At 69.3% G+C, this 4,324-nt stretch carries 6 protein-coding genes and 1 tRNA gene; 2 read left to right on the forward strand and 5 right to left on the reverse strand.

Annotated elements, in window-relative coordinates; genetic code table 11:
* The first annotated feature begins 5 nt into the window (after positions 1-5).
* Positions 6-656 (forward strand): non-canonical purine NTP pyrophosphatase, encoded by a 651-nt coding sequence (locus G6026_RS13255; RefSeq protein WP_182613448.1) that lies wholly within the window; start codon positions 6-8, stop codon positions 654-656.
* A 6-nt stretch (positions 657-662) separates the two neighbouring features.
* Here G6026_RS13255 and G6026_RS13260 read toward each other — a convergent pair whose 3' ends face one another.
* Both G6026_RS13260 and G6026_RS13265 read right to left on the reverse strand, forming a co-directional pair.
* On the reverse strand, positions 663-1,037 hold the full coding sequence (locus G6026_RS13260) for a DUF3817 domain-containing protein (protein WP_107756006.1): 375 nt from the start codon (positions 1,035-1,037) through the stop codon (positions 663-665).
* Positions 1,034-1,579, reverse strand: coding sequence for a hypothetical protein (locus G6026_RS13265; protein WP_107756007.1), 546 nt, complete (start codon positions 1,577-1,579; stop codon positions 1,034-1,036). Before G6026_RS13265 ends, G6026_RS13260 begins: the two co-directional genes overlap by 4 nt.
* Before the next feature lie 58 nt (positions 1,580-1,637).
* Between G6026_RS13265 and G6026_RS13270 the strand changes: the two genes are divergently transcribed.
* Positions 1,638-1,719, forward strand: a tRNA-Leu gene (locus G6026_RS13270).
* A gap of 33 nt (positions 1,720-1,752) precedes the next feature.
* Here G6026_RS13270 and G6026_RS13275 read toward each other — a convergent pair.
* The 3 genes from G6026_RS13275 to G6026_RS13285 form a co-directional block, all read right to left on the reverse strand.
* Complete coding sequence (locus tag G6026_RS13275; RefSeq protein ID WP_107756008.1) at positions 1,753-2,142, reverse strand: CBS domain-containing protein; 390 nt, start codon at positions 2,140-2,142, stop codon at positions 1,753-1,755.
* An 89-nt stretch (positions 2,143-2,231) separates the two neighbouring features.
* Entirely contained in the window at positions 2,232-2,582 is a 351-nt protein-coding gene (locus tag G6026_RS13280; protein ID WP_107756009.1) for a transcriptional regulator, read from the reverse strand.
* The gene (locus G6026_RS13285; RefSeq protein WP_182613447.1) at positions 2,579-4,063 is read right to left on the reverse strand and encodes a DUF1538 domain-containing protein; all 1,485 of its coding nucleotides are present in this window, start codon (positions 4,061-4,063) and stop codon (positions 2,579-2,581) included. The genes G6026_RS13280 and G6026_RS13285 overlap by 4 nt, the downstream gene beginning before the upstream one ends.
* Positions 4,064-4,324: the final 261 nt, after the last annotated feature.

Consider the following 4,324-nt stretch of genomic DNA (forward strand, 5'->3'; position numbering starts at 1 on the left):
CAGCGGTGACCGTCCGGCTGCTGGTCGCCAGCCGGAACGCCAAGAAGCTCGCCGAGCTGCGCCGGGTCCTGGAGGCCGAGGGGATCGCCGGCATCGAGCCGATCGGCCTGGACGAGGTGCCCGACTTCCCCGAGGAGCCGGAGGACGGCGCGACGTTCAAGGACAACGCTCTGATCAAGGCGAGGTCCGGGTGGATGGCGACGGGCCTGGCGTGCCTGGCCGACGACTCCGGGCTGGCCGTGGACGCGCTGAACGGGATGCCGGGCGTGCTCTCCGCTCGCTGGGCGGGCCGTCACGGCGACGACGCGGCCAACAACGCGCTCCTGCTCGCACAGCTCTCGGACGTGCCCGACGAGCGTCGCGGCGCGGCCTTCTTCTCCAGCTGCGCGCTGGTGTACTCGGCACGGGATTCGGCGCCGTCGACGGCCACCCTCATGACGCGGGTCGTGGAGGGGCGCTGGGCCGGACAGGTTCTGCGGGAGCCCCGGGGCGAGCGTGGATTCGGTTACGATCCGCTGTTCCTGCCCGAGGGCTCGGACCGCTCCGCCGCCGAACTCACAGCGGAGGAGAAGGACGCCGACTCCCACCGCGGTCGGGCCCTGCGGGCGCTCGTGCCGGCGTTGCGGGAGCTCGCCGAGCGCGGGATGCGGAGCTGACCCGGTTCAGACCGCATATTCGGCCCTGACGTCCCGGGTTCGTATGTGCTCGAACCAGAACGACAGGAACGGGACCGTCCCGGCCAGGGCGGTCAGCAGGGTGCGGGAGGCCGGCCAGCGGGCCTTGATGGCCAGGTCGAGCGTCATGAACAGGTAGAAGATGTAGAAGACGCCGTGTGCCTGTCCGATGTAGGTGAACCAGTCGGGGGCGTCGGAGGAGTTCTCGATGATCAGGTACTTGTAGATCATCTCCACCGTGAGGACCAGCAGCCACACACCGGTGATCCACGCCAGTGCGCGGTACCGGGCGAGCGCGCCACGGATCTTGCCCCCGGGGTCCGGCTTCCGGTGGTCGGTCTCCGGGGTGGCGTCAACGGTCATGAGTCGGTTCTCTCCTGGTGACGGTCGCCGGCGGCCGCGTCCCGGCGGGCCAGTTCGGCGAGGTATGAGTTGTAGGCCTCCAGCCCCTCGTCGCGGGTCGGTACCTCAGCGACGGGGCGTCGGGTGGGGAGGAGGTCGGCGGGGATCTCGGTGACGGCCCGTTCCCGCCGACGCGCACCCCGGCGAGGGGGCGTACCGCCGGGGGGAGCGCCGACCTCGTCGTCGTCACCCTCACCGCCCGCATCCTCGGCGGCACCGGCACCGGCCGTGTCGGCTTCGTCCGCCTCCAGCCGCACATACTTCAGATAGGCGTATACGAGGAAGCCTGCCAGGAACGGCCACATGAAGGTGTAGCCGAGGTTCTGGACCGTGCCCGTGGCCTCCTGGTAGCGGTCCAGCTGCCATAGGCCCATCCCCAGGCAGAAGATCGCACCGAGGACGACGAAGGCGATCCACGAGGGGCGGTGCCTGACCTTGGCGGAGACCGGAGGACCGGAGGCGGCGTCGCCTCCGACCGGGCGGGTGCTCAGGCTGTCGGACACCCCTCAACGATACCGCCGACGGCGCGGTAAGCTCACCTCGCCCGGTACCCCCGGGCAGGCGCCCGTGGCGGAATTGGCAGACGCGCTGGATTTAGGTTCCAGTGTCTTCGGACGTGGGAGTTCAAGTCTCCCCGGGCGCACTTACGGCCCGCGACCCCGTCGAGCCGGCCCCGTCAGTCGAGGTCGTCGATCAGGCGCGCGAGGATGTCGTTCATCGTGAGCAGTCCGATGAGCTCGTTGCCGCGGACCACGACCAGGCGGTTGAGGTGGTACCGGCTCATCATGGCGGCGGCCTGGTTCACCGACAGGTCCTCACCCACGGAGATGGCGGGCTTGACGGCGGCGTCGTACACGTTGAGCAGGTCGACGTCGCCCTCCTCGACGATGATGGCGCGCAGCAACTCGTTGTAGCTGAGCAGGCCGTAGGCGTCGTGGGGGTGCTGGCGTTCCACCACGAGGCTCTTGACCCGATTCGCGCGCATCGTCGACAGCGCCTCGCGCAGGGTGGCGAACGGGGAGATGGTGATCACCTCGGGGACCATGACCTGCGTGACGGTGAGCATGGGGGACCTCCTGTGGGGTCGTACGGTCGGGATGGGGCGGGCAGGGGCGGGGTGCTGCGTGGCGGGGTCGAGCGGGCGGCGGGCGTGGCTCAGGTGTCCTCCCGGCGCATGTACTCCTCGAACTTGACCAGTTGTCGGGGGTCGATCCCCGTGAGGTGCTCGATGGGGACGTTGAAGGCGATGCCGCGGGAGTTGTCCCCGTCGACGAGGACCTCGTGCAGCGCCTTGAGGATCGGGGTGGCCAGGTGGGTGCCCACGACCATGAGCAGCACCGACTGGGACCCCTCGAAGGTCAGGCCGAAGAACGTCTTCTTCTGTTGCCCGCCGATGCCCTTACCCTCCAGGATCGTCACCCCGGTCGCGCCCGCGCGTTGCGCGACCTCGATGGCGGGGTCCTCCAGTTCGGGAGGGGCGATCACTACGACGGCCGTGAATTTCATGACGCTTCCTTCTGCAGACGAGGGATTTTCTCGAGGACGATGGCATAGAGCAGGACGGAGATGATCGGGAAGATCGAGGCGAAGGCGATCAGCCCGAAGCCGTCGATCAAGGCGCTGCGGCCCTCGATCGCGCTCGCCAACCCGATGCCCAACGCGGTGACCAGCGGCACGGTGACCTCGGAGGTGGTCACCCCGCCGAGGTCGAAGGCCAGGGCGACGATGTACTTCGGGGCCACTGCCAGCAGGACGAGGACCGCGGCATAGGAGACCATGATGAAGTAGTGCAGCGGCCCGCCGGTCAGGATGCGGAACACCCCCAGGGCGATCCCGACCGCCACCCCGGTGGCCACGACCAGGCGGATGGCGGTCGCGTTGATCCCGGCCGGTGAGACGTTCTCCGCCTGGTCTGCGACGGCGACCAGGGCAGGCTCGGCCATCGTGGTGGCGAACCCGATGAGCAGGGCGAACAGCAGGATCAGGACGGGGATGTCGCGGTCGATCAGCTGCTCCGCCATCTGGGTGCCCAGGGGGAAGAGTCCCATCTTCAGGCCCACCACGAAGGCGTAGAGACCCACGAGCACCATGACGAACCCCACGGCCACGCGCAGCGGGTGGGACAGCTTGCGGCGCAGCGCCACGTATTGGAAGAACAGGACGACGATCACCATGGGAGCCACGTCGCGCACCATCTCGGCCAGTCCCACCACGTGTTCCAGCCAGAGGTGCGTCCCGCCGGTCTCCTCCGCCCCGGTGGTGGGCGTGCCGCCGCCACCGCCGAAGGTGTAGACCCACATGCCGTAGAGCTGCACCCCGATCATGGGCACCATCACGCACAGCGCCACCAGGCCGAAACCGTCGGTGAGCGCGCTGCGGCCCCGGATCGAGTTGGCCAACCCGATCCCGATCGCGGCGATCAGCGGCACCGTCACGACGTTGGTGGTCACCCCGCCGGAGTCGAAGGCCAGACCCACGATCTCCGGCGGCGCCACGAACGTGGCCACCAGGACCACCACGTACCCGCCGATGAGGATTCGGTGGACCGCCCAGCCCCGCAACACGCGCAGGATGCCCAGGACCAGGACGAGGCCGACGGACACGGCGATGACCACCCTCAGGACGACGCCGTCGATGCGTCCCTCACTGATCAGTTCCGCCTGTCCCGCGACCGCGATCAGGGCCGGTTCGGCCACGACCGCGGCGAATCCGATGGCGAAGCCGAAGGTGAGGAGCAGTCCGAGCGCACCACGGCGGGTGAACTGGTTGGCGAGGTTCTTGCCCACCGGGAACACGCTGAGATCCAGGCCCTGGAGGAACAGGGCTATCCCCACACCCACGATCAGCAGACCCGCGACCAGCTGCACGGGGTCCTCGGGCATCCGGCGGAAGACCAGCAGCTGGAAGGCCGCCACCACGACCACGATGGGCAGCAGATTCCGCAGGGCCTTCCGGAACTCCTGGGCGAAGTGGCGGAGATGCTCCATTGAGGCTGGCGTCCTCTTCCCGGGTCTGGTCGACAGGCGGCCTGGCGTCCAGTCTGACGCACGACCCCCGGGGCGTCCACGAATCGGCGGCGCGACGGTGGCCGGGCCCCCGGGGCGGGGCTCGCTCACCCGCGGCTCACCGTTCACGTCACCGGGGTCGTGGTGAGCGCAGCGCGGCGACGACCGTGGCGGCGATCTGACCCACCGCCCACGAGGTCGGGCAGGAGATCCCGTCCTCGTCCGGCGCCAGAGGCTCCAACG

It is taken from the genome of Dietzia sp. DQ11-38-2 (assembly GCF_014145055.1).
Taxonomy (GTDB): domain Bacteria; phylum Actinomycetota; class Actinomycetes; order Mycobacteriales; family Mycobacteriaceae; genus Dietzia.

Excerpts from the sequence above, each read along its gene's own strand:
- G6026_RS13280 (WP_107756009.1), bottom strand. The coding sequence starts at position 2,582 with ATGAAATTCACGGCCGTCGTAGTGATCGCCCCTCCCGAACTGGAGGAC.
- G6026_RS13285 (WP_182613447.1), bottom strand. The coding sequence starts at position 4,063 with ATGGAGCATCTCCGCCACTTCGCCCAGGAGTTCCGGAAGGCCCTGCGG.
- G6026_RS13275 (WP_107756008.1), bottom strand. The coding sequence starts at position 2,142 with ATGCTCACCGTCACGCAGGTCATGGTCCCCGAGGTGATCACCATCTCC.
- G6026_RS13260 (WP_107756006.1), bottom strand. The coding sequence starts at position 1,037 with ATGACCGTTGACGCCACCCCGGAGACCGACCACCGGAAGCCGGACCCC.